We start from the raw sequence: 25863 nt of genomic DNA on the forward strand, positions 1-25863 counted from the left end.
GATGAAGACTAGTTACAGTCAATTTGCGGCCGGCCTCGCGGTGGCCGCCTCGATCGCCGCCGTGAACGCATCGCCCGGCGCGCACGGCCCCAGTGGCGAACACCTCGACGGCCAGGCCACGACCACGGCCAGCGGCCTGGCGCGCCTGCCCGACGGCAGCGTGAATGTGCCGAAACTCGCGCAGCGCCGCATGGCGATCCGCACGGTGATGGTGCATGACGGCGACCACCCACTGACCGTCGAGCTGAACGGCCGGACCGCGATCGACCCGAATGCGGGCGGCCGGGTGCAGGCCCCGTTTGCCGGACAGGTCGCGCCGGGCCCGAATGGCCTGGCGGCGGTCGGCCAGACGGTGCGCAAGGGCCAGGTCCTGGCGCGCCTGCATCCGGTGTCCAGCGCCGTCGAGCGCGGCAACCAGCAGGCCGCCCTGGCCGAGCTGCGCGCCAACCGGGACCTGCTGGAACGCCGCGTGCAGCGCCTGCAAAAGCTGGAAGGCACGGTGCCGGCCAAGGACATCGAGGCCGCCAGGGCGGAACTGGCCGGCACGATCGGCCGCGAAAAGGCCATCGGCGCGTCGGTGGCCGGGGCCGAGAACGTCGTCGCCACCGCCGACGGCGTCATCGCCAGCGCCCACGTGCTGACCGGCCAGATCGTCGATGCCCGCACACTCCTGTACGAGATCGTCGATCCGCGTCGCTTGCTGGTCGAGGCCATGACGCCGGACGTCACGCTCGCCGGCCAGATCGGCAGCGCCGTGCTGGTCCAGGCGCCGCAGGCCCGGCTGCACCTGATCGGCGGCGCCCGTACGCTGCGCGACGGCGCCCTGCCTCTCAACTTCCGAGCCCAGGGCGAGGGCATGCCGCTGGCAGTGGGCCAGCCGGTCACGGTACTTGTCCGCCTGCGCACCACGGTCAAGGGCATCGCCCTGCCCGCCGCCGCCCTGGTGCGCAACCAGGCCAACGAGACAGTCGTGTGGATCAAGTCCGGTGCCCAGCGCTTCATCGCGCAGCCGGTCGAGGCCACGGCGCTCGACGCGGCGACAGTCGTGGTGACCAGGGGACTGAGTGCGGACAACCGGGTCGTGGTCGATGGCGCCGCCCTGATCAACCAGATCCGGTAACGCCATGTTCAATACTATCGTTCGTACCAGCCTGAACAACAGGCTGTTCGTTCTCGCCGCCGCCCTGCTGCTGATGTTCTTCGGCGCGTTCACGGCCTGGCAAACGCCGGTCGACGTGTTCCCGGACCTGAACAAGCCCGTCGTGACCGTACTGACCGAGGCCGGCGGCATGGCACCAGAGGAAGTCGAGCAGCTGGTCTCGTTCCCGATCGAGACCGCGCTGAACGGCATGCCGGGCGTCTCGCGCGTGCGCTCGGTCTCCGGTGTGGGGCTGTCGATCGTCTACGCTGAATTCGACTGGGGCACCGACCCGTACCGCAACCGCCAGCTGGTCGCCGAGCGCATGGCGCTGGTCAAGGAACAGCTGCCGGCCGAAATCACCCCGATCATGGGACCAGTCTCCTCGATCATGGGCGAGATCATGCTGATCGCCCTGCCGGTGGACGTCGCGAAGACCGACCCGATGAAGGCGCGCGAGTATGCCGATTTCGTGCTGCGCCCGCGCCTGCTGTCGATTCCCGGCGTCTCGCAGGTCATTCCGATCGGCGGCGACGTGCGCCAGCTGCGGGTCGAGCCGGACGTCGCGCGCATGGCTCAGCACCGCATCACGCTGGAACAGCTGCGTGATGCCCTGCGCGGTTTCGCCGCCAACACCAGCGGCGGCTTCGTCGACCTGAACAGCCGCGAATACCTGATCCGCAACCTGGGGCGCACGACCCGCCTGGAGGATGTCAAAGGCCTCGCCGTGACCACCCGCGACGGGGTGCCGGTCCTGCTCGAGCAGGTCGCCAGCGTTCGCTACGCGGCCGCCTTCAAGCGCGGCGACGCCGGCATGAACGGCAAGCCCGCCGTCATCGTGAGCGTCCAGAAGCAGCCGGCCGCCGACACGGTGCGCCTGACTGGGCAGATCGAGTCGGCGCTGGGGGAGCTGAAACAAGGCCTGCCAGCCGGGCTGGCGGCGCCGGTGGTGCTGTTCCGCCAGGCGGACTTCATCGAATCCTCGATCGGCAACGTGGTCGAGGCGCTGCGCGACGGCGCCATCCTGGTCGCCATCGTGCTGTTCGCCTTCCTGCTGAGCGCGCGCACCACCGCGATCTCGCTGATCGCGATTCCGCTCTCATTGGCCCTCACTGCCATCGTGTTCAAGCTGTTCGGCCAGTCGATCAACGTCATGACCCTGGGCGGCCTCGCGATCGCCATCGGCGAACTGGTGGACGACGCCGTGGTCGACGTCGAGAACATCGTGCGCAGGCTCAAGCAGCGCGCCCCCGGCGGTCCCCCGGTGCTGGAAGTGGTCTGGCACGCCTCGGTCGAAGTGCGCTCGGGAATCGTCTACGCCACCGTGATCGTGGTGCTGGTGTTCGTGCCGCTGTTCGCGCTGCCCGGCATCGAAGGGCGCCTGTTCGCGCCGCTCGGCGTCGCCTATATCGCATCCATCCTGGCCTCGATGCTGGTGTCGATGACGGTCACGCCGGTGCTGTCCTACTACCTGTTGCCGCGCATGAAGCGCCTCAAGCACGACGACAGCCCCGTGGTCCGGCGCCTGAAAGCCTGGGATACGGCAGTGCTGGACTGGTCGTTCAAGCGGATCAAGCCGGTGCTTGCAGTCGCCCTGGTCGCGGTGCTCGCGGCGGCGGCCTCGGTGCCCTTCTTCCCGCGCACCTTCCTGCCCGCCTTCAACGAGGGGTCGCTGGTGATGGGCATGACCTTCATCCCGGGCACCTCGCTGGCCGAGGCTAACCGGATGGGCGCGCTGGCGGAAGACCTGATCAAGCAGGTGCCCGAAGTGATCACTGTCGGGCGGCGCACCGGACGCGCCGAGCTCGACGAGCATGCCGAGGGTGTGCACTCGTCCGAGATCGACGTCGACCTGAAAGCGTCCGAGCGCGACCGCGAGGCGATCATGGCCGACATCCGCAACCAGTTGTCGGTGATTCCTGCTTCGGTAGCGATCGGTCAGCCGATCTCGCACCGGCTCGACCACCTGCTGTCGGGCGTGCGCGCCCAGGTGGCGCTGAAGATCTACGGCGACGATATCGACACCCTGCGCGGACTGGCCGACAGCCTGCGCACCCGCCTGTCCGGCGTACCGGGACTGGTCGACCTCTCGGTCGAGCGCCAGGTCCTGATCCCGCAGGTCAAGGTCCGGGTCGACTACCGCAAGGCGGCGCAGCACGGCCTGACGCCGGGCCAGGTGCTCGGCTCGATGCAGGCCCTGACCGAAGGCATGCAGGTGACCCAGGTCATCGACGGCGCACGCCGCTTCGACTTGGTGCTGCGCCTGCCGGACGCGAACCGCTCGCCGCAGGACCTGGCCAGGCTGATGCTCGACAGCCCGACCGGTCCGGTGCAGCTGTCGAACATCGCCATCATCGAGGAAGGCGACGGCCCGAACCAGATCGGCCGCGAGAACAGCCGCCGCCGCATCGTCGTCTACGCCAACACCGATGGCTCAAGCATGTCGCGCATCATCGGCGACGTGCGCACGGCGGTGACGCAGACCGCGCTGCCGGGCGGGTATTTCGTGAGCGTCGAGGGCCAGTTCCAGGCGCAGGAGCAGGCCCAGGCCCTGATCGCCGGCCTGTCGCTGGCCTCGCTGACCCTGATCTTCCTGGTGCTGTACTCGCGCTACCGCTCGGCGACTCTGGCGGCCGTCATCATGGGAAACATCCCGTTCGCATTGGTCGGCAGCGTGGTGGCGATGTGGATCGCGGGTATTTCGCTGTCGGTGGCGTCGATGGTGGGCTTTATCACGCTGGCGGGCATCGCGACACGCAACGGCATCCTCAAGGTCAGCCACTACATCAACCTGTGCAAGTTCGAGGGCGAGACCTTCGGCTGGCCAATGATCGTGCGCGGTTCGCTGGAGCGCCTCACGCCGGTTCTGATGACGGCGCTGGTTGCCGCGTTTGCGCTGACCCCGCTGCTGTTCACGGCCGATGCGCCAGGCAAGGAGATCCTGCACCCGGTGGCGGTCGTGATCTTTGGCGGACTGATCAGCTCGACGATCCTCGACTCGCTGCTCACGCCACTGATTTTCTGGCTGGTCGGGCGCAAGCCGCTGGAGGCGCTGGTCGCCGAGAGGCATACCGAAGGATTCTAGAGAAACGGGCACGCGGCGACGCCCGACTGAGTCGCCGCGCATACTGGAGAAAAACCATGAAAAAATTCTTTGCAGTGGCCGCCATGGTACTGGCCGTGGCCGCACCGACCGCGGCGCTGGCCCACGAAAGCGCCGCAAAGCACGGTGGCGTCGTCCGCACCGCGGGCGACCTGTCGTTCGAACTGGTGAACAAGAACGGCAAGGCCACCATCTATGTCGACGACCACGGTCGTGATTTGCCGGTAGACGGCATGAGCGGCAAGCTGACGGTCCTGAACGGCAAGGAAAAGACCGAGGTGCCGCTGGAAGCGGGCAGCGGCAACATGCTGGTCGCCAAGGGCGATGCCAAGCTGGCGTCCGGCGCAAAGGTCGTGGCTGCGATCACCTTCCCGGACAAGAGCACCAGGACGATCCGTTTCGCGATCAAGTAAGGGGCCGCGTTCGGGGCAAGATGCGGATACCGTATCTTGCCCTCGACCGGCACTGTCCTGTCACGGGAGATACTACTGCGTGGTGTTGGTTGCGGCATCGCGTCCGCACAAAAGCACAAAGCACCGTCCCGCGCCAGACAAGCAGCACCATCGGATGGCAAGGTCGATCCTGGTCCAGGTACGCAACTCATCGGAGGATCAACATGAACTTCGCTCGTAAGCTCATCATCGTGACACTGGTGTGTTTCTCTGCTGGATGCACGACGCTGTACGAAGGCAAATGCCCATCGCGATGGCTGGCGCATCGGAACAGTCCTCAACCTCGATGTCGATGCCGCAGCAGGCCGAAGTTCTATTGACTGCCGACACACCTTGTCTGTCCGCGACATGGCGGATGCCAAATTTTCCTATGTGAAATATCGCATCCATGGCACACATGCACAAAAAATGATCGCTGCGGTCGATCAGGAGATGGCGCTGCAGACAGGCGACAAAGTTTACGTTCGAGTAAAGGATCGCACGAGACGCCTGGTTAAAGTCGTAGCATGATCAGGATGCGGCCTTTTTGTTTGGCTCACGCCCTTCAGGTCCCGAAGCGCTAACGCTCCGGCCTCTTCCTGTTTGCCGCGTCGGATTTACGACCGCCTCGCATGCCGCGCCCAGGATAACGGCGATTGCCCCCCTGCTTCTGGCGACGTCGCTGGATCCCCGAGTATGCGACAAAACCAGCAGCGCAGACACCGATGAGCGCGCTAGCAACAACAACGAAACCGAGCATTTCTTCAGAGACAACTATATCCATAAGTTCGTTCATCTATCTGGGTCGATACAAGCGTCGGATCGGTTTAAGCGGCTGAAAATTTTTCGGCCGCGGTCTCTTCTCCGACCAGAATCACGGTGCGCGTACCGGCCTAGCTGCTTTCCTTCGCGTGGTTCAAGGAATACCGAGGTATCTCTACCGTCAGGTCGGTATCGGCGACGATGGCTTGGCACGAAAGTCGCGAGCGCTGCTCCACTCCCCACGCACGGTCGAGCATGTCCTCCTCATCTTCACCAGCCTCGCCAAGAGATGAGAAACCTTCATGCACGATGACATGGCATGTCGTGCAGGCCCCGACCTTGCCACATGCGTGCTCGATGTCGATGTGATTGTCCAGCAGGGCATCACAGATATCCAGTCTTCGTTTGGTCAGCAATCATTTTCCTTGCCATTTTTTGAAGCTGCGGGTCCCTGCCGTTCTTCAACTGTGCCCTCGCCATATCGACGCCGGCCTGGTGGTGGGATCGCATCATCATCGCAAAATCGTGGTCATGATTGCCCGTCGTCGGCATGCTCGACATTTTCTGGTGCATGTCGTGCATGGTCTGCATCATTTCGTGGCCCCCATATCGTGTTGATGGGATGCCGACGTTCCCGCGGCTCCATGCTGGGCATGCTGCTCAGACTGCGCAAACGATATTCCGGCCGTGCTAAGAACTAGCATTAAGGCGCTCGTGACAAGCGCATACCGCCGTTCTATTTTCTTCATGTTCCTCTCCTCCCCCAGTTGATCGGCGTGCTGCCAAAAAAATCGGCGCACCCCGATCATTCCGTGAGGAGTCTGCGATGACATGCTGTGCGCTGACGCGCCTTGTCTGTACATCCTTCATGTTAAACGAAGCCGGCAGGAGGATTCGCTATTTGTAGTGACGTTTTGCCTGACTTTGAACAGCCTCAAGCACGTTACCGAGCGAAATTTGTCGTGCTATACTGAATCACCTATGAACCGCATGCTCAAGACATTTCTGGTTTGGATACTGATGGCCGTGCTCCCGCTCCATGCGGTCGCCGCGGCGGTCAGCATGTCTTGCGCGCCGGTTCATCATCAGGATGCCCAGGCTCCGATCGGTCTCGACCTCTCGCACCACGACCTTGTCGCCGATGCCCATGCTCACCACGCTGACCGGCATGCCAGCGACACCGCTGATTCCGCGACCGACGCCCATTCGCCTGTAGGAAAGATCGAGAAGCAGTCGCATTCCTCATGCAGTGCCTGCTCGGCCTTCTGCGTCGGCGCAGTAGCTCCCCCTTCGACTAATCTTCCTCTTCCTGTGCTCGATGGCTCTGATGCCGTCGTCGTGTCGCCTGCTGACTTGGTCGCAGGTTTCATTCCGGACGGCCTGCAGCGCCCTCCCCGGCATCAATCCGCTTAATCGAAACAAGAGCTGATTTCGGCGTTCCTTACCGCCGTTGTTACGCCTCTTGAGCTACATGCGTGCATGCGCATGCCCTGTTACCGATTTTGAGGATGAATCATGAAACTCAAGCTCTGGGCCGCCATTGGCGCCGTGCTGGCTGTGCCGTTTGCTGCACAGGCCCAGCAATCCCATCGCGCGGCTGATCCGGCCGACCCCGACGTTGTCGTACCGCCGACCGTGTACGAGTCAGCGATCGCCGGCTATTCGCCGCTGGTGCAAGACACCCAGGCAACGCCCGACAAGTCCTGGCGTGCGGCCAATGAGGCAGTCGCCCGCTCTCAAGGCCACGCCGGACACGGTGCTCATCACGGAGCAGAGAGCGGCCAGGCACATGGCGCGTCTGCGCCGCCGGCCGCTCCGGCGAAGCCCGCGACGCCGGCGAGCCCTGCACCTGCGGACCACAGCAAACACCACCAGGCGAAGACAGATCAATGACAACAAAGCCCTCTACTTCTTCGTTGCGCGCCATTTCCACAGGTGTACTGGTTCTTGTACTCAGCGGTTGCGCCACGTTCTCGAACGACGGTGGTCTCGATGCCGTCTCTGCAATGACTGCAGAGCGTACCGGCCAGGACGTTCGCCTTCCAAAAGGAACCGCCGATAGCGAAGCTGCCCAGGCCGAGCTTGCCCAGTTGCTGAAGCAACCGCTCTCCGCTGACAATGCGGTGCGGGCAGCCCTGATCAATAATCGCGGCCTGCGCGCATCGCTTGCCGAGTTGGGCGTGGCGGAGGCCGACCTGGTCCAGGCCGGACGCATGAGCAATCCGGGCTTCAGCTTCAGCCGCCTGTCCGGCGGAGACGAGAAAGAGATCGAGCGCAGCGTCATGTTCGATCTCGTCGGCCTGCTGACCATTCCAATCCGCAGGGATATCGAATCGCGCCGTTTTGAAAGCGCCAAGCTGGTGGCGGCGACGGACGCCGTTCGCCTGGCAGCCGACACGCGCAAGGCTTACTTCGCCGCAGTCGCAGCGGTGCAGTCGGCGCGCTATGCGGAACAGGTTCGCGAAGCGGCCCAGGCGAGCGCCGAGCTGGCGCAGCGAATGGCCAAGGTCGGGAACCTCAGTGCTCTCGATCAGGCCCGCGAACAGGCTTTTTCCGCCGAGGCCACCGCGCAGTTCGCCCGTGCGCGCCATAACGCTACCGCTGCACGCGAACAGCTTTCCAGAATGATGGGCGTATGGGGTTCCAATACGGCCTTTCGACTCCCCGACAAGCTCCCGGACCTCCCGGCCGCTCCGCGTGACGTCGGCAATATCGAAGCACTCGCGATGCAGCAGCGGCTCGACGTGCGCCTGGCGAAACTGGAGACGGAATCCACGGCGCGCGCATTGGGCTTGTCGAAAGCGACCGGGGTGATCAATGTGCTCGATGCCGGTTACGTCAACTCGAGCAAGTCCGGTTCCCCGCGAGAAAACGGTTATGAAATCGAACTGGCCCTCCCGATCTTCGACTGGGGCGGCGCGCGTATCGCAAAGTCCGAAGCGATCTACATGCAGTCGGTCCACCGCACCGCCAATACCGCGACCGTCGCCAGGTCGCAGGTGCGTGAAGCCTACTCGGCCTACCGGACAAGCTATGACGTCGCCAGGCACTACAGGGACGAGATTGTTCCGCTACGGAAGAAAATCTCCGAAGAGACCCTGCTTCGCTACAACGGCATGCTCATGAGCGTATTCGAGTTGCTGGCCGATGCACGCGCACAGATTACGGGCGTGAATGCTGCCATCGACGCCCAGCGCGATTACTGGATCGCTGAAACGGATCTGCAGGCCGCCATCAGCGGTACAGGCGGTTCGTCCATCTCGTTAAGTGCAAGCGCTTCCGCCGAAGCCGCCCCCGAACATTAAACAAGGATTAGTAATGAGTTCTCGTCGAGATTTCTTCACTGGTGCCGCTGCGCTGGTTGGTGCCGGGCTGGTGAGCCGCGCGGGCGCCGCCACCCTTCCGGAAGCGCCGATCATGACGACGGCGGCAACGCAGCCGCCACTGTCCCCGCCCAACGGGCGTCCGTACAACCCGGTCGTCACTTTGAATGGCTGGTCACTTCCCTGGCGCATGAATAATGGCGTCAAGGAGTTTCACCTGGTTGCGGAACCGGTCGTGCGCGAGATCGCTCCGGGCATGAAGGCCAATCTGTGGGGGTATAACGGTCAAAGTCCGGGCCCCACGATCGAGGTGGTCGAAGGCGACCGCGTGCGCATCTTCGTGACCAATCGCTTGCCGGAACAAACCAGCATTCACTGGCATGGCCAGCGCCTGCCGAACGGCATGGACGGTGTCACGGGCCTGAACCAGCCGGGTATCCAGCCAGGCAAGACCTTCGTCTACGAATTCGTCGCACGTCGGCCCGGCACCTTCATGTATCACCCTCATGCCGACGAGATGGTGCAGATGGCGATGGGGATGATGGGTTTCTGGGTCACGCATCCCAAAAACCCGGCGCAACACGCCGTCGACCGTGACTTTGTTTTCCTGCTCAGCGCCTACGACATCGACCCAGGCAGCTACACGCCGAAGGTCAACGAGATGACCGACTTTAACATCTGGACCTTCAACACCCGGGCGTTCCCGGGGGTCGACTCAATGAATGTCCGCCAGGGTGACCGTGTACGTATCCGCGCCGGCAACCTGACGATGACGAATCATCCGATCCACCTGCACGGACATGAATTCGAAGTGACCGGCACCGATGGCGGCTGGACCCGGCCGGAGTCCCGCTGGCCCGAGGTCACGACCGACGTCGCCGTGGGCCAGATGCGCGCCATCGAGTTTATCGCGAGCGAGCCTGGCGATTGGGCTTTCCACTGCCACAAATCGCACCACACGATGAATGCGATGGGGCATGACGTCCCAACCTTGATCGGAGTGGATCATCGCGGTGTCGCGGAAAAGATCGCGAAGCTGGTCCCGGATTACATGGTCATGGGGGACAAGGGCGGTTCGATGGAAGGCATGGAGATGCCGCTGCCGGACAACACCCTGCCAATGATGACCGGCCAGGGGCCGTTCGGCGGCGTAGAGATGGGCGGGATGTTCACCGTCCTGAAGGTGCGCAAGGACCAGAAGCCGGGCGACTACAAGGATCCGGGCTGGTACAAGCATCCCGCCGGTACTGTGGCCTATGAATGGAAAGGCGAGCCCCCGGCCGCCGTGCGTCACCGTGACGCGGGCGGACAAGCAATGCCGGCCACGAAGCCGGCCGACATCGAAGTGACCGTGCGCAAGCCAACCGGTCACAACGGCCACCACTAAAGCATCACGAAAGGACTATCTCATGATCCGACGACTCGTTTCGCAGGCGGCACTTGCAGCGACCTTGTGCGTGCCCGTGTTCGCGATGGCTGCCGCGCCGGTCATCGACGTATTCAAGAGCGCCTCGTGCGGGTGCTGCGCCGCATGGGTGGAGCATCTGACATCGAACGGCTTCGCCACCCGCGTGGTCAATGTCGACAACCCTTCCGACTACCGCGAACGTGGGGGGATACCGAACGAACTTGGTTCCTGCCATACCGGCATGGTGCAAGGCTATGCAATCGAAGGGCATGTCCCTGCGAGCGAGATCAAACGCCTGCTTGCAGAGAATCCGAAGGCAAAAGGATTGGCTGTCCCGGCGATGCCGCTCGGCTCGCCTGGCATGGAAGGGCCGCGCAAGGACCCGTTCGACGTGCTGCTGGTACATGCCAACGGTCGCACGACTGTATTCAAGCACTACAACTGAACATCACTACTGAACCAATGAAAGGACTCACCATGAACGCATTTTCGAAACTCACCATTGCTCTCGCACTGACCGCGTCCGCATCCATCGCGTTTGCCCAGGAAGGTTCGCACAGCGGCCATGGCTCGCACGGCGCCCATTCGTCGCATGCTGGACACCTGGCTGCGGCGGCGACGGAGCTTGTGGATGGCGAAGTCAAGAAGGTCGACAGGGATGCCGGGAAGATCACGCTCCGTCACGGCGAACTGAAGAACCTCAACATGGGCGCGATGACCATGGTGTTCCGCGTGAAAGATCCAGCCATGCTTAACCAGGTCAAGACTGGCGACAAGATCAAATTTGCGGCTGACCGGGTAAATGGTGCGCTTGCGATCGTGGAGTTGCAAGCAGTGCAATAAGTGCGCTCGCCAATCGCATCATGTCCCTGCTGTCACAGGGCATGGCAGGGCTGCAATAGGAGAATCAAATGAAAGCCAAGAACGTATTCCTGGCGGCTGTCGCTGCATTCGGATGTATATTTACCTCAGCAGCATTTGCACATGCAAAAATGGACGCTCGCCGCCTTCCATGACGCCCTCACGAACGGAGACAAGGCCAGGGCCCTTGGCCTGCTGGCACCGGAAATCGCGATCTATGAGGCTGGCTATGTCGAACGATCACGCGACGAGTACGCCCATCATCACCTCGGTGGCGACATGGAGTTCGCGAAGAACTCGACGCGCAAGGTACTGAAACAGACCGAGCGCATCGACGGCAACACCGCAGTGGTTTGGGAAGAAACCGAAACGACCGGGACTTCCCGAGGCAAGCCTGTGCATGCCTTTGGTACGGGAACCGCGGTCTTCGAACAGAAGGGCGATGCCTGGTCGATCGTCCACGTGCACTGGTCATCGAGAAAGGCAAAGTAAACGCCCTTCCCCCAGGCTGGCATTGGCAGACGCAAGGGGCGCAGCCCCTTGCGCATCGACACTGTCAGATCTTGAAGTCGTCGTACGCGACGTTCACGTCATCCACCCCGAGGCTACTCAGCATCGCACGGGTTGCGTTTAGCATCGCCGGGGGGCCGCAGACATAAAACTCCAGCGAGGAGATGTCGGGGTGGGTCTGCAGAAGGCCTTCTTGCACCGCCTCGTGCACAAATCCGCTCCGCACATCAGCCATCCCTTCCTCCTCCGACAGTACCAGATGCCAGTGGAAGTTGGGATGTTTGGCCGCGAACGCGCGCATCTCGTCGACATAAGGAGCGTCTCGCAGGCTGCGGGCGCCGTACCAGAAATGCAGTGGCTCCTTCGCTCCCTTCGCAAGCAGGTCATGGATCATCGCGCGTAACGGCGCCATGCCGGCGCCGCCGCCAATGAACACCTTTTCACCGCTGCCCTCCTTCAGCGCAAAATCGCCGAACGGCCCACTGAACCTTACTTCATCGCCAACTTTCAGCGTGTACATATAGCCGGATCCCCTCCCCGGCTTCTTCCCTGGCATGAAGCGCACGAGGAAGGTCAGTTGCCACCCGGCCTGTTCCACTGGGACCGAGACCGAGTACGATCGCCGTACCGGTGCATCATTTGCGAGCGCGCTCAGTGGGCCCACGGCTCGCCAGTCTTCGTGATGGTCCGGTGGGATGTTCACGTGGCTCGCGTCTCGTGAATATTGTGGCACGTGGACCTGGACATAGGACCCCGGGCGACATGCCAGCAGCTGATTGGGCCGTATCGTTATCTCGCGTAAAAATGGCGTTACCGGTTTCACGCCTGTGACTAAGCCGACCCGCTCCGAGGATAATGCCAAGGTATTTCCGATGTCGATGTCGAGACGACGCTTCACGGGAAGATTGCAGGCCAGCCTGAAGCCGGCGGCGAGCTTCTGGGGGGACAGCAGGGCCCGGTCGGCACTGGTCGGTTCCGGCGCCTTGCCGACGCATCTGACTTCGCACAGGCCGCAGCTCTGACCGCCGCCGCAGTTCGACGGCAGTTGCAGGCCGGAGCGGGCGAGTGCGCGAAACACGGTGTCGCCCTCCACGGCATCGATCGAACGCTGGCTGGTTCCGTGTTGGTCCAGCAGGTTCACGGTGCGGCTGCGGCGCCAACGGCTTGGGACGAACTCCGCGAGACGAATGCTGGCGAACAGCAGCCAGACACCGGTCAATGCCATCCACAGGCCGCCGATTGCACTGGACACCAACAATGGATTGTTGAAATTGGTTCGCTCGCTGTAGTCCATGATGTGGAGCATCCAGAACAGATCGAACAGGCGCCAGGTGCTGTTCCTGTGCTCGAGCACGGCCCCCGATCGGCTGGATACATAGACCGAGGTGTCGTCCGCATCGTCGAAGTCGACGCGCCAGACCGGTTCCTTGTGGGCGCGCGTCTCGAGCGTAAAGTCCAGTAAGCTGGGGGCACCTGCGTTGCCGGGCCCGGAATAGGATGCCCGGGCGAGATCCAGGGCGAGGTTGGCATCGACCGTCACACCCGTTCCATCGGCGGCGTTCACCAGCCAGCTACGCTTGTCGTTCTGCAGGCGGTAGATAGGCCGGTCGAGCAACCAGCCCGAGGTGATCGCCATGACCTTGTCCGCACTGGCAGCCAGGATCGCATCCGCGGCAAGCACGTTGCGCGGCCATTCGGCTGGCGCCGGTGGCTTGATGCGGAATTCACGCCCCTGCACCTTCTTTGAATCGAGCAGACTCATAAGTACGCCACTCGACATCCACAGTACGAACTGAACTGCAAGGATCAGTCCTACCCACTTGTGAAGGCGTCTCATCCAATGGCTCATGCCTTCTTCCTCCGATTGAAACTATAGATGAGTAACCAGGCGCCGCTGAGTGCGAAGGCTAATCCGCTTATCGATGCAACACGTAACAGCGTATTGTTCACGTTCTCGCGCTCTTCGTAGTCCATGATGTGGAACATCCAGAGGAAATCGAACCATCTCCAGAGTTCATGGCGCCTGGCCACCAGGTCGCCGGTATAAGGCGAGAAATACAAGGTCGTCTTGCCCGGTTCATCGTAATGGACAGCCCATAACGGTACCGGCCGGGAGCCCACCTCTTGAGGCGCCTTGGTTACCCATTCGACGCCGCCGATGGATCCCTCACCTGCATAGGCCACATCGGCAAGCGCAATAATGTCCTCGCGAGCAAGCGGGCTGATCTTCTCACCGCTGGCCGCGTCCACGAGGCTGGCCTGCGGCCCCTGCTTGATTTCATATACTTCTTTTCCAAGCAGGCTCTTCATGCGAACAGAAGTGATGCCTGGATAGAGCTCATGCAAGCGAGTTTGCGCAATACGGGTACCGGCAGGGTTGAGTCGTTCGGTGTGGACGTGTGCAAGATGGTCGCCGTGAATGACTTCCAGTGGGACCACGACCATGTAGAGGCCACTGATCATCCAGAGCAGTGCCTGCACGCCGATAATGAGCCCGATCCACTTGTGGGCGCGTCGCACCCAGAAAGCTAATTGCATAGTTGTCGATAATAAGTTGAATTGCCTGATCCTGAGGATCGGGCCGTCCACGCGACGAAAATGCGGAACGGCCCGGCCGGCATGATCAAGGGTTTAGAACTTGTAGCCCAGGCGGACATGCCAGCGGCGACCGAGCAAGTCATAGGTCATTGTGTCGGTGTTCCCATCCGTCCAGCTCTGGATGTACGGCGGACGCTTGTCGAACAGATTGTCGACGCCGAAGGAGATCGCCATCGCCTTGTTGAATGCATACTTCACGCTGGCGTTGTGGTAGGCGATGCTCGGTGCACGCGACCCGATGTCGGTCGGCGCCGCATTGATGTCGTCTGCGGACCCAATGTACTGAACCGTGTATGAACCCGACCACGGTCCCCTGGTCGTGGTGAGGGATGCTGTCGACCTCCACTCGGCATAGCTGCCGCGGCCACCCGTGATCTTGCCTGCATACTCGATCGTCTCGCCACCCGGGAACGGCGCTACATCGAATCGGTTCAGGCGTGAGACGTCCGCCGTGAGCGACGACGCCCACCCGAACACGGTGAAGTCAACCATGGCACCGAAGTCCACTCCGCTAACCCGCTGCTGCGCCGCGTTTGCTGGCTGCGAAGAGAGGAAATTGATCTCGCCAGTACGTGGATCGCGGGTGAAGCTCGAAGGGCTGCAGAAGATATGTGCCAATCCCGGCGAGTTGAAGCACACCGACAGTTTGGTCGAGCCTGGGACCGTCTCGATCGCGTTATCGATCTCGATGTTGAAATAGTCGAGGGTCAGCGTCAGCGCTTTCGACGGTGTCCACACGGCACCCACAGTGAACGTATCCGCCTCTTCCGGCTCCAGGTTGGGGTTGCCGCCGCCGGTCGTCAGGATCGACGGACCGAACTGCCTGAACCCGACCGGTACACCGGAAGCCTGGCAGTTCTTGTAGACGTTCGAATTCGGATCGAGCGTATTCCAGTTGTTGCACGGGTCAGTCGTGGTCAGGTTGCCCTCGGAGACACCACCAAACAGCTCAGGAACGTTCGGAACGCGGAAAGCAGTCGACCTGTTCGCGCGCATCTTCAACGAAGGAATCACTTGCCAGTCGAGGCCCAGCTTGTAAGTGCCCTGGGATCCGAAGAGGCTGTAGTCCGAATATCGGGCGGCGACGTTTGCGGTCAAGGAATTCACGAGGGGCAGCTTTGCCAGCAAGGGCACGGACAGCTCTGCGAAGACTTCTCGCGCACTGTACTGGCCGGCGATCGGATCCTGGGCATTCGTGTTTGCCGCCCCCGACACAATCAGGCTATCAGGGTCGCGCCAGCCTTTCTCGCGGCGGTACTCGAAGCCGGATGCGAAACCGACCGCCCCGGCAGGCAGCGAAAACAGTTCGCCGCTGATGCTTGCGTTGAAACTCTTCTGGTCGTTGCCGCCGTGGTCACGCGTCGTGAAGTGAATGTATTCCAGCACCGCCGGGCTAAGGTTTCCATAGCCGAGATAGTTGCCGCACGGGGCAGCGGTCGGACTGGCGCCGCAAGTTGCGGCGTTAAGCGTCGCGTCGACACGGTCGAGGTTGATGATGTTGGTCATTCCGTCGACGCCGGTGTTCCGGCCCCAGTTCAACGACGCCGACCAGTCCCACTTTTCTCCGATCAGACCCTTCAAGCCAGCCACGATGCGGAAGGTGTTCGTCTCCTGGAAAAAATGGCGAGGGCCAACCTCCGCGACCCTGCGGCGCTCCAGGGTCAAGTTTTGTCCGGTAGGGTTGGTCGGATGGTTCGCGGCGATTTCGATCGGCCGATAGACACCGATTGCCCCTGGCGTTGCCAGCTGCTCGGACTGGCGGTTCGTGAACATGAGCTCACTGAACAGGTCGACCTTGTCGCTCAGCCTCATATTGCCAAATGCACTCAGGCCGACACGCTTGATCGGATTCACCGCGTTGAGGAAGGGATTGCTGTTGTAGGCATGCCGGGCCGCACTGTAGGTTTCGAACCCACGCGGATTACCATTCGGATCCTGGTTGAAGTTGATCCGCCGGCCATCCGCCAGGCGTGCGCGTCCGCCAATGGTGGACGAACTGCCCGAGCACACCAATTCACCGTCGTCCTCGAACAGCGCGCATGGCGCACGGGAAGCAAGATTGACCTCTTCGCTTTCCGAGTAATTCAACGAAGCCATCATGGAGCCGCGCTCGCCGCGGGTACCCCACACGATGTCCGCCGACTTTTCGGCGCCGTCGCCCTGCTCGGTCCTGCCGTAACGGACGGACGCTTCGACGCCCTCGATCGCCTTCTTGGTGATGATGTTGACGACACCGGCAACCGCATCGGCCCCGTAGATCGCTGATGCGCCGTCTTTTAATACCTCGATCCGTTCGATCATCGCGACGGGGATCATGTTCAGGTCGACCGAGCTGTTGGCGCCCGTACCTCCCGAAACCACGCGGCGCCCATTCAGGAGCACCAGCGTGCGATCGATCCCGAGACCGCGCAGGTTGACCTGCGTCGTCCCGTAGCCGTTGCTCGTCCAGTACGCGCTGCTTTGATTCCCGGCAGTGCCTGCGGACGATGGTAGCCGCTGCAGGAGCGTCTCGACCGAGATCGCACCGGAACGCTGAATGGTTTCTGCATCAATGACAGTCACGGGACCGACTCCCGATAGTTGCTCTTGGCGGAGGTTGATTCGACTTCCGGTGATCTGGACGCGCTCCATCCCAGTCGCTTGAGTCGTGTCGCCAGTGCCCGGCTGCTGTGCGTGAACGGTGGGCTGCATGACCATCAAGGCAAGCGCGGCTGTGGTTGTTGGGATGTACTTGTAAGTCATTTACCCTCCGGGTTTGTTTTTGTAAGAGCTACAGAACTGAAACCGCTGCCATGTCAAGGCGACGGCAACTAAGAAAAATCGGGGATGCACCTGGTTGTCTATACAAATTGCAGCTTTTTTTAATGTAGCTACAAATTTTGACATTGGCAATAAAAATGTATTTTTACAACAGTTGGCCATACAGAATTTTTAGATAAGCGAATACGCCGCCACTTCGTTCGTGTCGGACCAGATCGTACTTTTCGTTTTGATTTCGAGCGCCGCGCCCTTTCCGGTCAAAACCACAAGCGCAGGCCGGCGAGCGCCTGAACTTCGCTTCGGTCACCACCACGCATCCGCGTAAACTCGGCGGCTTCACCAAATTGCCTGGTCCAGGTCACTCCGACGTAGGGAGCGAATTTGCGGGTGATCTCGTAGCGCAGCCGCAAGCCCGCGTCCATGCTGGAAAGCCCGCCTCCCGTGCCCCGATCCGGATCCGTACGGCTGTACAGGTTCATGCCCAGCTCTGGTTCAAGAATTACCCTGGATGTGAACAGCAGTTCGTATTTCACGTTGAAACGTGCAGGCCAGCCGTCTCCGGAACGCCAGTAAGCTGTGGTCTCCGTCTCGAACCAGTACGGCGCCAAACCCTGTACGCCGCTGTCGTGTCGCACGCCCAGCTGCGTACTCCAGAACGGTGCAAATGCCCTGTCCCACAGCAGCTCCGTGCGGGCCGCTTCCAATGCTTCGCCGCGGCGCTCTCCCTCAAGCTTGATCTCGATCGCGACGTTCTGGCCGCGTTCGCCGTCACCTTTGGCCAGCTCAGCCTTATCGACCAGCACCTTGCCGCATGTGCTACCGCGACAGCTGGAGAAGCCGGGGCCGCCGGCGGCTTCGCACCCATTCCTTGTCCGCTGCCTGCCGTAGCCGAGGCATGCATTCCAGCCATGCCCATTGCGCCCATTATGTCCGTCATCGTCAGCCATTGAGCGGCATCCACGTCCGGTAACGGAGCCTGCATTCCCTGGCATGGCGCCAGCGTGGCCCTTACAAATCCGGAGCGCCCGATCGACTGTGCAAAGATCGTGTAGGCGCGGTCCTCGTTCGGTTCGACAATCACGTCATAGGTTTCGGCGACCGAAATATGGATCTCGTCGACGGCCACAGGTTCGACGTCCTGTCCGCCCGCAGAGATCACAGTCATTTTCAGGCCTGGAATTCGGAGGTCGAAGATGGTTGTCGCGGCGCCGTTGATGATGATGCGTAAGCGGACTTTCTCACCCGAATGGAAATGCCCCGTCCAGTTCATCTCCACCGTTGCACCGTTGATGAGGTAGCGAAGCGCTCCGCTCACATTCCGGCCTGCCGTCCCATCGCTGAAATCGGTGGGCATCATCCGCATCGGGCTCCGCCTCCTGCGCCTGTCGATGGCGGCGGCAAATCCCATGGTTTGCACGCCGCGTATGAACTCGCCAAAGCTGGGCTGCTGGCTATTGAAGAAGTCGCTCATCTTCTTCAAGCTGGCCAGTACGCGCTCCGGCTTTTCGTCGGTCCAGTCGGAAAGCATCACGACATGGTCGCGGTCAGTCTGTACGCGCGCTCCCTCCTTCGGCACGACGACGATCGGACCACAGAGGCCAGTTTGTTCCTGGAACGCGGAATGACTGTGGTGCCAGTACGTGCCGCTTTGCTTCACTTCGAACCGATAGGTAAATGTTTGTCCTGGCTGGATGCCGGCGAAGCTCAACCGTGGCACGCCATCCATGTCGGCTGGAAGAAGAATGCCGTGCCAGTAAATCGAGCCAACTGCAGGCAACCGGTTCGTGACCCGGATGGTGACAGTGTCGCCCTCGTTCCAGTACAGAGCAGGTGCCGGGACTTGGCCGTTGACTACGGTGGCGATGCGTTCGGCGCCGGTGAAGCTGACGGGCATCGTCCCGATCTGCAGGTCGAAACCATTCCCTCGAAGCTCGCCCCGATTTCTCGGTGCAGCAAACAGCGAACTAGGGCTCAAGCCCGCGAGTCCCAAGACGGCGCCGATTCCTTGCAGAATACGGCGGCGCCAACTGCTTGCGCAGTCGCCAGTGATATCTGAACGTTCCATATGGTTCTCCGATCCAAAATGCGATCCCTGCGCGCAGTGGTCTGCGCAGCGCCGTCCCGTCACCTTCCCTTTGCCGTTTGCTGCAGACGCGGGAACGCCAGCCTCGCGGCTAGTGGCCGCAAACGCGGGACTGCAAGTGCTTGATCCGTGCCGTTGGAATGCGTGTCGCTACCAGCTTCCGGCTTGGTACGTGCAGACGAGCGCACGCACTAGCAAAGGCACCGGAGATCGGGAGGCCGACAGCATTAACTGCTGCCGCCGATCACGACACGATAAAGTCTGAAGTACGTGGAGGTCGTTCGATTCGGGGCGGAATATGCCCGATGAATGAGGAAGGAAGAAATTGCTGCACGCTGATTGCCACTTCTTCAGCAGCCGTCAAAGCAACAACAGGCGGCGGCGCATAGGCACCAATGCAGCAACTTGCGCAAGTGCCACAACCCGATCGCGCGTGAGTGTCATTGCTTTCGCAGTCTTCGTTTGCCGATATGCTATTTTGTGCCTCGACATCGGCGTGTCCTTGCCCATGTCCGTGTTCATCATCCCCATGTGCGTCTGGGACCATCATCTCCTCCATCAGCGGTTCGGTTTGTACCACACCGCTGACGGTCAATAGATGATGCGCCATGCCGCACTCGAACCTCGCTACCCCCGCAATGCTCTGCACCGGAAGGGAAACGATGAGTAAGCAAAGAAAAAATGAACGTAAACTATTGCACATGTTAATCAATGTAGCATGTTCCAGGCAGATTTAGCACATTCCGTTATAAAAAAGCATCAGACATTGTAGAAAATCCATTAATCTTCCTGAAAACAATACAAGAAGCTGGAACGGAACTTCCATTGTTCGACGATGCCGAGTACCAGGCGAGCAATTTTCTGCGATAGGCAGCAGAATCATTGACCTGTCCCGGGTCGGACTTTTTAGTCGACGCGACTGACACAATTTTCGAACCGATCAAATGCGGCGCTCATTTCCGTCACTGTTCCGTTACGTTGCTCTGCTCCTGGTCGTGACCGTCATGACTTCGGGCATGGCGATGGCAGCGTACGTCTGTCCGGCCATCGCGGCGAATACGATGAGCACGCAGATGATGGATGGGATGCCCTGCGCTGGCCTGGACATGGAAAAGCCCGTGCATTGCGCCGAGCTCGCAGCAGACACCAAAGCGTCCCTTGACCACCACAATGTGGCGCCGGCGCTCGCACAGCTTTCGCCTACCATGCTGGTTCGAATAGTCCTACTTCCCTCGACGCCGGTCGTGGTCCTGTTTTGGCCTGGTTACATTCCACAGCCGGACCCCGATCCGCCGTACTTGCGAACGATTCGCATTCGAGTCTGACCTTCCTCCGCATGCTTACCGCCCGGCTATCCACTGCCGGGGCTTGTTTTCAGTTGCGGAGGGTATATGTATTTTTCTTCACGTCGTTTAAAGTCGCGCCGGCTGTTCCTCCACGCAACCGCCACGTCATGGCCGTGCCCCCGTGCCAATATAACTTGAGACACCTACCCGATTAATTTAGAGTACAGCGGTAGGCTCCCAACATGCACAACCGAAAGCACCAAATCAGCACGTCAGCAACCCCAGAGAACGCATCCGAACCGTCATCAGCCGAGACCCCACGTCCCGATCCTGAAGTGGTCGCAATGGCCAAGCGACGCACGTTCTCCAGATCCGAGAAGCTGCGCATTCTGGCCGCTGCCGATGCCTGCGTGGCGCCTGGCGAAATTGGCGCCTTGCTGCGTCAGGAAGGCATTTACTCGTCCCATCTGGCGACCTGGCGCAAGCAGCGTCAATCCTCTGGCGAGACGGAAGCGCTGGCGTGCAAGCGCGGACCGAAAGCCGATTCTGCCTCCGCCCAGGAACGCCGGGTGCTTGAACTGGAAAAGCAGGTCGAGCGCCTGCAGGCCAAACTGGTCAAGGCGGACGTGATCATCGACGTCCAAAAAAACCTTCCATTCTGCTGGGGCTGAGCACGGACGACACGCCGAGCGAGCCGAAGTGATCAGCGCTGCCCACACGCTGGCTGACCAGGTTGGCCTGGCCGTCGCTTGCCGCGCCCTGCGTCTGCCGCGCAGCGCGCTGTATCGCGACCGCGCTGCACGGCGTGTCTGTCCGCTGCCGGGTTCGGCCATCGCAACGCCGTCCAGGCGCCCGCCGCTGGCCCTGTCTGAACTGGAGCGCCGCGTGGTACTCGACGTGCTCAACAGCCCGCACTTTGCCAATTGCGCGCCAGCGGCCATTCACGCCCAGTTGATCGACGAAGGGCGTTACGTGGCGTCGGTGCGCACCATGTACCGCCTGCTGCAAGGCTATGCCGCCGTGCGCGAGCGCCGCGATCAACTGCGCCATCCGAGTATACGAAACCAGAGCTGCTGGCCGTGGTGCCCAATCAAGTGTGGAGCTGGGACATAACCAAATTGAAGGACCGGTTCGCGGCCTGCTTCCATCTGTATGTCATCCTGGACATCTTCAGCCGCTGCGTTGTCGGCTGGATGGTCGCCGAGCAGGAAACCGCCGAACTGGCTGCGCAACTCATTGCCGACACCGCTGCCAAGGAAGCCATCGGGCCGGCCACACTAACCCTGCATGCCGACCGGGGCAGCAGCATGCGCTCCAAGCAGGTAGCCACGCTGCTGTCCGACCTGGGCATTGCCAAGTCACACAGCAGGCCCTACGTCTCTGATGACAGTCCGTACTCGGGGGCGCAGTTCAAAACCCTGAAGTACCAGCCTGGCTTTCCGGCCCGCTTCGGCTCACTGGCTGATGCGCGCGCCCACCGTGCCGGTTCTTCACTTGGTACAACCAGCAGCATCGCCATTCCGGGATCGGCATGATGACACCGAAGAGCGTGCATACCGGCCGCGCCGCCGCAGTGCGTCAGCAACGGCAAGCCACACTGGCCGACGCCTTTACGCGCACGCCAGCACGCTTTAAGCACCGCATGCCGCAGCCGCAAAAGCTGCCGACCGCTGCCTGGATCAACCCACCGACGATGGAGAAAAAGGCTGCCTGAAAACCGAGATTTAGACTCTCACAGATTCACGCAGGTGTTTCAAAGTCATTGACACGCTCCGGGAGGCTCCTGTGCATTTTTCCTTGGCGCCCAAGGCTAGACGGCCGGTTGTTTAATAAGACACTCGGCCGGAATACCAAGGCCTTCAAACGCCAGATCATCGCAAGGGTTAGAGGACATCCCTTAATCCACGATCTTAACCATCGACTCGATCACTTTCTTGGCGTCGCCAAAGACCATCATCGTGTTCGGCTGGTAGAACAGGTCGTTGTCCAGGCCCGCGTAACCAGATGCCATCGAGCGCTTGTTGACGATGATGCTCTTAGCCTTGTACGCTTCCAGGATTGGCATGCCGGCGATCGGCGACTTCGGATCCTTCGCCGCCGGATTCACCACGTCGTTCGCACCCAGCACCAGCACTACGTCGGTCTGGCCGAACTCGCCATTGATGTCCTCCATCTCGAATACCTGGTCGTACGGCACCTCGGCTTCCGCCAGCAGCACGTTCATGTGGCCCGGCATGCGCCCCGCGACGGGGTGGATTGCGTACTTGACAATGACGCCCTTGTGGGTCAGCTTCTCTACCAGTTCCTTGAGCGCGTGCTGGGCCCGCGCCACCGCCAGTCCATAACCCGGCACGATGATCACGGTCTCGGCGTTGCTCATGATGAAGGCCGCGTCATCCGCCGAGCCGGCCTTGTGCGGACGCTGTTCCTGCACGCCGCGGGCAGCGGCCGACGTATCGCCCCCAAAACCGCCCAGGATCACGTTGAAGAAGGAACGGTTCATCGCCTTGCACATGATGTAGGAGAGGATCGCGCCGCTCGAGCCCACCAGCGAACCGGCGATGATCAGCATCGAGTTGTTCAGCGAGAAGCCGATGCCCGCCGCCGCCCAGCCCGAGTACGAGTTCAGCATCGACACCACCACCGGCATGTCGGCCCCGCCGATCGGGATGATGATCAGCACACCGAGGATGAAGGACAACACTGCCATGATGATGAATGGGGTCCAGGCTGGTTCGACACCCGGGGAGAAGCAAAACACCAGGCCGAGCGCGACGATCGCGATCGCGGCTGCCAGGTTGAGCATGTGCTGACCCGGGAAACTGACCGGCGCGCCCTGAAATAAGCGGAATTTGTACTTGCCCGCCAGCTTGCCGAATGCGATCACCGAACCGGAGAAGGTCACGGCGCCAACGAAGGTGCCGATGAACAGCTCAAGCCGGTTACCGAACGGCAGCGGGGAGTCGCGCGTGGCGATGTTGAAGGCCCACGGCTCGGACACCGCTGCAACGGCGATACAGACCGCGGCCAGGCCGATCAGCGAGTGCATTGCCGCGACCAGTTCCGGCATCTTGGTCATCTCGACCTTCCTCGCCGCGTAAGTGCCGATGCCGCCACCGGCCACGACGCCAATCGTCACCAGGCCAAGGCCCATGCCACCGGTGGCGCTGGCCTGCTCCTGCAGCTTGACGATCAGCGCCACCGTGGTGACGGCCGCGATCGCCATACCGGTCATGCCGAACGTATTGCCCACGCGTGCCGTAGATGGCGACGACAGTCCCTTGAGCGCCTGGATAAAGCACACCGATGCAATCAGGTACATCATCGTGACGAGGTTCATGCTGATGTGATTCATCATGCCGGGACCTCCGTCTTCGCCGCAGTCAGCTTCGCTTTTGGTTCCTTCTTCTTGAACATCTCAAGCATGCGCTGTGTCACCAGGAACCCGCCGAATACATTGACCGCAGCCAGCGCCACCGCCACGGTGCCGGCCAACTGGCCGACCATGCCCTCGGTCAGGCCCGCCGCCAGCATGGCGCCGACAATGATGATCGCCGAAATAGCATTGGTGACCGCCATCAGCGGTGTATGCAGCGCCGGCGTGACGGTCCAGACCACGTGGTAACCGACGTAGATGGCCAGCACGAAGATGATCAGGTTGATGATGGTATGACTGATTTCCATATTGCCTCCCTCGTTTTGAATTACTTGCGCAGCACTTCGCCGTCGCTGCAGACCAGCGTTGCTTTCAAAATCTCGTCTTCGCGGTCGATCACCAGGCGATCGTCCTTGTCAATGATCAGCTTGAGGAAGTCGAGTACGTTGCGCGCATACAGCGCAGAGGCGTCAGCCGCCACCAGCGTCGCCAGGTCCGGCTCGCCGACGATATGCACGCCGTGCTTGAGCACCGTCCTGTTCATCTCCGACAGCGGGCAGTTACCTCCCTGCGCGACGGCCAGGTCGACGATCACCGAGCCTGGCTTCATGGCCTTGACGGTGTCCTCCGAAATGAGCACTGGCGCCTTGCGGCCAGGGATCAGGGCGGTGGTGATGACGATGTCGGCCAGCCTGGCGCGTTCGTGTACCAGTGCTGCCTGACGCTTCATCCAGTCGGCCGGCATCGCGCGCGCATAACCGCCGGAACCCTGGGCGATCTCGCGCTCTTCGTCGGTCAGGTAAGGCACGTCGATGAACTTGGCGCCGAGCGACTCGACCTGTTCTTTCACGGGAGGACGCACGTCGGACGCCTCGATCACGGCGCCCATGCGCTTGGCGGTCGCGATTGCCTGCAGGCCGGCTACGCCGACACCCATGATCAGCACGCGCGCGGCCTTGACGGTGCCGGCGGCCGTCATCAGCATCGGCACGAAGCGCTGGTAAGTATTGGCCGCCAGCATCACCGCCTTGTACCCGGCGATGTTGGCCTGCGACGACAGCACGTCCATCGACTGCGCCCGCGTGATCCGCGGCACCGCCTCGAGGGCGAATGCCTGCAGCCTGGCGTCGGCCATGGCGGCGATGTTCCCGGCATCGAAAGGATCGAGCATGCCGATCAGAACCGTGCCCGGCTTGATCATCCTGCGCTCCTGGGCGTCGGGCGCCCGTACCTTGAGCACGACGTCGCAGCCGAATGCCTCGTCGGCGCTGCCGATGGCTGCTCCGGCTGCCACATAGTCGTCGTCGATGACCGATGCGTTCAGGCCTGCACCCGACTGCACGATCACCTGATGCTTCGCTGCGAACTTCTTGACTGTCTCGGGTGTTGCAGCGACGCGAGTTTCCCCAGGACGAATTTCGGCAGGTATACCAATTCTCATAGGATCTGCTTTCTAACATGTTGGCATTAATTGGGGCCGGCCTACCTTCGGGCACGAAGGTACTGTCAACTGGCCGCCGCCGCGATGGCGCCGACCAGCGCCAAGCCGCTGGCGAACTGGAGCGGGGTACCTGGTGTTGTCGTCATTGTGTTCCCCTTGACTGAACTTGTGACTCAAGGTTAGCGCCAGTCCTACATATGAAAAAAACGATTTATATTTATATAATTAATCAATTCGCCTGATATAGCGATGCTGCGCATGACGCTCAGCAGGAGGGCAGCCACAGCTTTTAAATTCATATAGATGATGTGGTTGACACGTATGAATCGGTGGTTTAGCATGAATTCACGTTCCAACAACCTGGATGGACGAACAAGGAGACAGACATGATTCATTTTGTGGTGCACGAAGATGGCGACTCGGTCGGTACGGTCGTGGTCGAAGGAGTGAAATCCGGCGCAACGCTGAACGGCTGGGTCATGGAGCAGGACCGCGTGGTCGAGGTGCGCACCGTCAGCGACATCCCGATCGGTCACAAGATCGCGCTGAATGCGCTGCAGCCGGGCGACACGGTGATGAAGTACGGCGTCGACATCGGCAAGGTGGTAGCCCCGATCGCCGCCGGCGAACACCTGCATGTCCATAACGTCAAGACCAAGCGCTGGTAAGCCGCAGTCCACCCATCGAACCGAACGGAGACACCCCATGATCAATCAGGACACCACTTTCCTCGGCTACCGCCGCGAAAACGGCCGCGTCGGCGTGCGCAACCACGTCATCGTG

General features: G+C 61.4%; 23 protein-coding genes and 2 pseudogenes. 14 read left to right on the top strand and 11 right to left on the bottom strand.

Features of this window, described 5'->3' with window-relative positions:
• Window position 1 precedes the first annotated feature (1 nt).
• The 4 genes from H162_RS0113070 (at window position 2) to H162_RS33995 (ending at window position 5203) form a co-directional block, all read left to right on the top strand.
• Window positions 2-1120, top strand: a complete 1119-nt coding sequence (locus tag H162_RS0113070; protein WP_026354586.1) for an efflux RND transporter periplasmic adaptor subunit — start codon at window positions 2-4, stop codon at window positions 1118-1120.
• 4 nt (window positions 1121-1124) lie between these two features.
• Window positions 1125-4223, top strand: coding sequence for an efflux RND transporter permease subunit (locus H162_RS0113075; RefSeq protein WP_020653923.1), 3099 nt, complete (start codon window positions 1125-1127; stop codon window positions 4221-4223).
• Window positions 4224-4279: 56 nt separating this feature from the next.
• Window positions 4280-4654, top strand: coding sequence for a hypothetical protein (locus tag H162_RS0113080; RefSeq protein ID WP_020653924.1), 375 nt, complete (start codon window positions 4280-4282; stop codon window positions 4652-4654).
• A gap of 372 nt (window positions 4655-5026) precedes the next feature.
• Window positions 5027-5203, top strand: coding sequence for a hypothetical protein (locus H162_RS33995; protein ID WP_156885588.1), 177 nt, complete (start codon window positions 5027-5029; stop codon window positions 5201-5203).
• 362 nt (window positions 5204-5565) lie between these two features.
• Here H162_RS33995 and fdx read toward each other — a convergent pair whose 3' ends face one another.
• Window positions 5566-5850, bottom strand: coding sequence for an ISC system 2Fe-2S type ferredoxin (gene fdx / locus H162_RS30760; protein ID WP_051109927.1), 285 nt, complete (start codon window positions 5848-5850; stop codon window positions 5566-5568).
• Entirely contained in the window at window positions 5819-6016 is a 198-nt protein-coding gene (locus tag H162_RS30765; protein ID WP_169444483.1) for a DUF305 domain-containing protein, read from the bottom strand. Before H162_RS30765 ends, fdx begins: the two co-directional genes overlap by 32 nt.
• Before the next feature lie 399 nt (window positions 6017-6415).
• Here H162_RS30765 and H162_RS34000 point away from each other — a divergent pair, with 399 nt between their 5' ends.
• From H162_RS34000 to H162_RS0113120, 7 genes are all read left to right on the top strand, one after another.
• A complete protein-coding gene (locus H162_RS34000; RefSeq protein WP_156885589.1) occupies window positions 6416-6847 on the top strand; it encodes a hypothetical protein in 432 nt (143 codons plus the stop codon).
• Window positions 6848-6949: 102 nt separating this feature from the next.
• Complete coding sequence (locus H162_RS34005; RefSeq protein WP_156885590.1) at window positions 6950-7327, top strand: hypothetical protein; 378 nt, start codon at window positions 6950-6952, stop codon at window positions 7325-7327.
• Window positions 7324-8739, top strand: a complete 1416-nt coding sequence (locus H162_RS0113100) for a TolC family protein (protein WP_040787267.1) — start codon at window positions 7324-7326, stop codon at window positions 8737-8739. The genes H162_RS34005 and H162_RS0113100 overlap by 4 nt, the downstream gene beginning before the upstream one ends.
• Before the next feature lie 13 nt (window positions 8740-8752).
• Complete coding sequence (locus H162_RS0113105; RefSeq protein WP_026354589.1) at window positions 8753-10144, top strand: multicopper oxidase family protein; 1392 nt, start codon at window positions 8753-8755, stop codon at window positions 10142-10144.
• A 22-nt stretch (window positions 10145-10166) separates the two neighbouring features.
• Complete coding sequence (locus H162_RS0113110; RefSeq protein WP_026354590.1) at window positions 10167-10610, top strand: DUF411 domain-containing protein; 444 nt, start codon at window positions 10167-10169, stop codon at window positions 10608-10610.
• A gap of 32 nt (window positions 10611-10642) precedes the next feature.
• Window positions 10643-11008, top strand: coding sequence for a copper-binding protein (locus H162_RS0113115; protein WP_020653932.1), 366 nt, complete (start codon window positions 10643-10645; stop codon window positions 11006-11008).
• A gap of 141 nt (window positions 11009-11149) precedes the next feature.
• Complete coding sequence (locus H162_RS0113120) at window positions 11150-11518, top strand: YybH family protein (RefSeq protein ID WP_020653933.1); 369 nt, start codon at window positions 11150-11152, stop codon at window positions 11516-11518.
• Window positions 11519-11582: 64 nt separating this feature from the next.
• Here H162_RS0113120 and H162_RS0113125 read toward each other — a convergent pair whose 3' ends face one another.
• From H162_RS0113125 to H162_RS34010, 6 genes and pseudogenes are all read right to left on the bottom strand, one after another.
• The gene (locus H162_RS0113125; RefSeq protein ID WP_169444485.1) at window positions 11583-13298 is read right to left on the bottom strand and encodes a 2Fe-2S iron-sulfur cluster-binding protein; all 1716 of its coding nucleotides are present in this window, start codon (window positions 13296-13298) and stop codon (window positions 11583-11585) included.
• An 83-nt stretch (window positions 13299-13381) separates the two neighbouring features.
• Window positions 13382-14074 carry a PepSY domain-containing protein gene (locus H162_RS0113130; protein ID WP_020653935.1) on the bottom strand — a complete coding sequence of 231 codons (693 nt, stop codon included), beginning with the start codon at window positions 14072-14074 and terminating at the stop codon, window positions 13382-13384.
• 93 nt (window positions 14075-14167) lie between these two features.
• Complete coding sequence (locus H162_RS0113135; protein ID WP_020653936.1) at window positions 14168-16876, bottom strand: TonB-dependent receptor; 2709 nt, start codon at window positions 16874-16876, stop codon at window positions 14168-14170.
• 275 nt (window positions 16877-17151) lie between these two features.
• Window positions 17152-17697, bottom strand: coding sequence for a copper resistance protein B (locus H162_RS35250; protein WP_229452054.1), 546 nt, complete (start codon window positions 17695-17697; stop codon window positions 17152-17154).
• A 5-nt stretch (window positions 17698-17702) separates the two neighbouring features.
• Window positions 17703-18959, bottom strand: a pseudogene (locus H162_RS30775) (copper resistance system multicopper oxidase); the annotation flags it as partial.
• A 262-nt stretch (window positions 18960-19221) separates the two neighbouring features.
• Window positions 19222-19587 carry a hypothetical protein gene (locus H162_RS34010; protein ID WP_156885591.1) on the bottom strand — a complete coding sequence of 122 codons (366 nt, stop codon included), beginning with the start codon at window positions 19585-19587 and terminating at the stop codon, window positions 19222-19224.
• A 918-nt stretch (window positions 19588-20505) separates the two neighbouring features.
• Between H162_RS34010 and H162_RS30785 the strand changes: the two are divergent.
• Window positions 20506-21977: pseudogene (locus H162_RS30785) on the top strand (IS3 family transposase).
• A gap of 183 nt (window positions 21978-22160) precedes the next feature.
• Here H162_RS30785 and H162_RS0113170 read toward each other — a convergent pair.
• From H162_RS0113170 to H162_RS0113180, 3 genes are read right to left on the bottom strand one after another with little or no spacing between them, the layout of a single operon-like run.
• Window positions 22161-23618, bottom strand: a complete 1458-nt coding sequence (locus tag H162_RS0113170) for an NAD(P)(+) transhydrogenase (Re/Si-specific) subunit beta (RefSeq protein ID WP_026354592.1) — start codon at window positions 23616-23618, stop codon at window positions 22161-22163.
• Window positions 23618-23947, bottom strand: coding sequence for an NAD(P) transhydrogenase subunit alpha part 2 (locus tag H162_RS0113175; protein WP_020653943.1), 330 nt, complete (start codon window positions 23945-23947; stop codon window positions 23618-23620). Before H162_RS0113175 ends, H162_RS0113170 begins: the two co-directional genes overlap by 1 nt.
• A 20-nt stretch (window positions 23948-23967) precedes the next feature.
• Entirely contained in the window at window positions 23968-25080 is a 1113-nt protein-coding gene (locus tag H162_RS0113180) for a Re/Si-specific NAD(P)(+) transhydrogenase subunit alpha (protein ID WP_026354593.1), read from the bottom strand.
• Window positions 25081-25466: 386 nt separating this feature from the next.
• Here H162_RS0113180 and H162_RS0113185 point away from each other — a divergent pair, with 386 nt between their 5' ends.
• Complete coding sequence (locus H162_RS0113185; RefSeq protein WP_020653945.1) at window positions 25467-25748, top strand: UxaA family hydrolase; 282 nt, start codon at window positions 25467-25469, stop codon at window positions 25746-25748.
• Window positions 25749-25785: 37 nt separating this feature from the next.
• Window positions 25786-25863, top strand: a 78-nt coding sequence (locus H162_RS35740; protein ID WP_156885595.1) for a UxaA family hydrolase, incomplete at its 3' end; no start/stop codon positions are given.

The sequence above is a fragment of the Massilia niastensis DSM 21313 genome (assembly GCF_000382345.1).
GTDB classification, from domain to species: Bacteria; Pseudomonadota; Gammaproteobacteria; order Burkholderiales; family Burkholderiaceae_D; genus Telluria; species Telluria niastensis.

Coding starts and splice junctions, on each gene's coding strand:
- H162_RS0113080 (WP_020653924.1), top strand. CDS start 4,280: ATGAAAAAATTCTTTGCAGTGGCCGCCATGGTACTGGCCGTGGCCGCA.
- H162_RS0113180 (WP_026354593.1), bottom strand. CDS start 25,080: ATGAGAATTGGTATACCTGCCGAAATTCGTCCTGGGGAAACTCGCGTC.
- H162_RS0113125 (WP_169444485.1), bottom strand. CDS start 13,298: ATGAGTCTGCTCGATTCAAAGAAGGTGCAGGGGCGTGAATTCCGCATC.
- H162_RS0113120 (WP_020653933.1), top strand. CDS start 11,150: ATGCAAAAATGGACGCTCGCCGCCTTCCATGACGCCCTCACGAACGGA.
- H162_RS0113170 (WP_026354592.1), bottom strand. CDS start 23,618: ATGAATCACATCAGCATGAACCTCGTCACGATGATGTACCTGATTGCA.
- H162_RS0113185 (WP_020653945.1), top strand. CDS start 25,467: ATGATTCATTTTGTGGTGCACGAAGATGGCGACTCGGTCGGTACGGTC.
- H162_RS0113110 (WP_026354590.1), top strand. CDS start 10,167: ATGATCCGACGACTCGTTTCGCAGGCGGCACTTGCAGCGACCTTGTGC.
- H162_RS34000 (WP_156885589.1), top strand. CDS start 6,416: ATGAACCGCATGCTCAAGACATTTCTGGTTTGGATACTGATGGCCGTG.
- H162_RS0113070 (WP_026354586.1), top strand. CDS start 2: ATGAAGACTAGTTACAGTCAATTTGCGGCCGGCCTCGCGGTGGCCGCC.
- H162_RS0113175 (WP_020653943.1), bottom strand. CDS start 23,947: ATGGAAATCAGTCATACCATCATCAACCTGATCATCTTCGTGCTGGCC.
- H162_RS0113105 (WP_026354589.1), top strand. CDS start 8,753: ATGAGTTCTCGTCGAGATTTCTTCACTGGTGCCGCTGCGCTGGTTGGT.
- H162_RS34010 (WP_156885591.1), bottom strand. CDS start 19,587: ATGGCGCATCATCTATTGACCGTCAGCGGTGTGGTACAAACCGAACCG.
- H162_RS0113075 (WP_020653923.1), top strand. CDS start 1,125: ATGTTCAATACTATCGTTCGTACCAGCCTGAACAACAGGCTGTTCGTT.
- H162_RS0113100 (WP_040787267.1), top strand. CDS start 7,324: ATGACAACAAAGCCCTCTACTTCTTCGTTGCGCGCCATTTCCACAGGT.
- H162_RS0113130 (WP_020653935.1), bottom strand. CDS start 14,074: ATGCAATTAGCTTTCTGGGTGCGACGCGCCCACAAGTGGATCGGGCTC.
- H162_RS30765 (WP_169444483.1), bottom strand. CDS start 6,016: ATGCACGACATGCACCAGAAAATGTCGAGCATGCCGACGACGGGCAAT.
- H162_RS34005 (WP_156885590.1), top strand. CDS start 6,950: ATGAAACTCAAGCTCTGGGCCGCCATTGGCGCCGTGCTGGCTGTGCCG.
- H162_RS0113115 (WP_020653932.1), top strand. CDS start 10,643: ATGAACGCATTTTCGAAACTCACCATTGCTCTCGCACTGACCGCGTCC.
- H162_RS0113135 (WP_020653936.1), bottom strand. CDS start 16,876: ATGACTTACAAGTACATCCCAACAACCACAGCCGCGCTTGCCTTGATG.